General features: G+C 34.4%; 1 protein-coding gene. It reads left to right on the top strand.

What is annotated here, in order from left to right; translation table 11 throughout:
* Positions 1 to 2,199: Ig-like domain-containing protein (locus J6D32_RS06245; protein WP_287467406.1), on the top strand; the 2,199-nt coding region annotated here is incomplete at its 5' end.
* Between the last annotated feature and the right edge of the window lie 324 nt (positions 2,200 to 2,523).

The following is a 2,523-nucleotide window of genomic DNA, read 5'->3' as shown; positions in this document are numbered from 1 at the left end:
GTTTTTAGTATATTGAAGGATCAGGATGAAATTTTAGCAGAAACTAATTATCAGCCTAACTTAACAGTAGATGAAGTAGTAAAAAGACTTGAAAGTTATACGCCTAGCGGATTAACCAATTATCATCAGGTAATTGATCAGTTATTTTCTCTTGAATCTTTGATGGATTTATTTAGTCCGTATTATTATTACAGTATTAATACAGTCTCTAGTAGTGCAAAAGAAACCACTCGTATGAAAACGGTGAGTACTTATTGTGATCCTTATTTTTATGAGGTTGCAATGTCTAGGTCTGATGGAACATTTGAGCATGTTGCTTGTGTTGAAACGTTTGATGAAGCGAAGCAAGTTAAGGAACGTGTGGGAAACTTAGTGTTTGAGGATATTCCGGTTGTTTTAAATGATGGAATGATTGTGATGTCATTTACTCCTGCTATTATTCAGTTTAAAACGACGTCTTGTGGTGCGAATCATAATTTAAAAAGTCGTGCTGGTTCGAATGCTAAGCAAGATACTTATATTAATGCGTGTTATATTGATGATGCTTTTTTGCTTGATGAATTGCAGGATGATTTCCAGGTTTATATGTCTGGATATGATGGATGGATTTCAAGACATGTGCTGTATGATGCACCAAGTGGGAGTGAAACGTGGGTAAATATTGTTCCTAGCAATCAGGTTCAAAACGTTTCTTATTATGAAGTGGTGGGGGAGGACTTAGTTCATCATATTTCTAAGGATGTGCGTGATGAATTAGCCTCGTCATCAGTCATTATTGGGAAAGCACCTGATTTTATGGTTGAGAATCAGAAGTATTATAGTTATGATGGCAACTATTTTTATGATGATTGGACTAAGATTACAGCTGATAAGCAGTATGCTTTGAATTTGGATGATCCTTATTATAATTATTTTCAGTATCTACCTTATCGTTCAAAAACTAATTATAGCTTTGATGAGTTAAATACCTATTTAAATGAACTTGGTTATACGTTAAAACCGACTAGCTATCCTGCAAATACTAACGAAAGTCAGTTAGTTGGTGAGGGTGAAAGTTTTATTGCAGCCCAAGAAGAGTTTGGAATCAATGGTGGTCTTGAATTTTCAATGGCGCTTCATGAAAGTGGTCAAGGTCGAAGTAAGATTTCAATTGAAAAGAATAATACGTTTGGAATGAATGCAACGGATAACAATCCTTATGGAAATGCAACGATGTTCACGAGTGTACGAAATGGAGTCTATTATCACGCGCAGCGTTATATGTCTTGGGGATACACAGATGCGCTTGATGATTTTAGATATTTTGGTGCCCATGTTGGAAACAAGGCAAGTGGTATGAATGTGAAGTATGCTTCTGATCCGTATTGGGGTGAAAAAATTGCAGGTTGGTATTATCGTATGGATAAAGCGCTAGGTGGCAAAGATTATAATTACTATCAACTTGCTATTAAGCTGGATAATGAAATGATTCCAGTTTTATCGGACGACGATAAGACGGTGTACTTAACAGCCAACGGTAAAAGTAATTTACCGATTTCTAATTATCCTTTCCTAGTGTTAGAGAGAGGTGATGAATTACTGAAAATTCAAAGTGACATGGCGATTGAACCTAGTACGCAGCAAGCTTTGATTAATTCAAACTATGTATTTAAAGATAGCGCAGGATATGTGGATAGTAATGATCTTTTATTAGTGAATGAGACCACTATCAATAATCCCACTCAAATTTTGACTTATTTAAATTTAGGAATCGGTGACTCTCTTCCAATTCGTTCAGCTTTAGAAAGTTTAGGATATCATTTTGAGGCAGTTGAAATTGATTGTTCGATTGATGGGGTGATAGAAATTGGGCCAAGCTCTATCACTGCTTTGAATCCAGGACTTGTACAGGTTAGTATTTTACACGATGGAGAGATTATTAGAAGTTTTGATATTCGTGTTAGCATTCCTGTAGAATCAGTGGAAATTTTAAATCATAGCAAAGCTTTAAAAGTTGGAAAAACGATGCAGTTAGAATTCGGAGTGACACCAAGCAATGCAAGTAATCAACAGGTCATGTGGATTTCTAGTGATGATCAGGTTGCTACAGTTGATCAAAATGGATTTGTACAAGGCGTATCACCTGGGGATGTGACAATAACGTTGTTAAGTGATGATAGTGGGGTTAAGAGTGAAATCAAGATTCAAATTAAAGAATAATATATTGAAAAGCGACCAATATAAGTCCAGATAAGTTTTTCACACTTGGAAAACTTTTAACTGGACTATAGTGACACCTAAGGATCAAAAAGATTTCAGTACTGAGACTCATTTATAATAGTGAAATATATTTCTGTTTGTATATAGAATAAAAAATTATAACAAACATTAATCCCTATGGAAGATTTAAGATTTTTAAAAAAATGGGGATAAAATAGAGATTAATTGGGAATCATAAAGTGGAAAACTCATTTGAGGGAGCTATGTTTATGGTCGTTATTGTATTTTTGATTTTATCTATTTTAATTTTGTTTTTATTTTTTG

The organism is Turicibacter sp., assembly GCF_017941855.1.
GTDB classification, from domain to species: Bacteria; Bacillota_I; Bacilli_A; order MOL361; family Turicibacteraceae; genus Turicibacter; species Turicibacter sanguinis.
The sequence above is the reverse complement of the archived record's forward strand: the minus strand, read 5'-3'. Positions and strand labels throughout refer to the sequence as shown.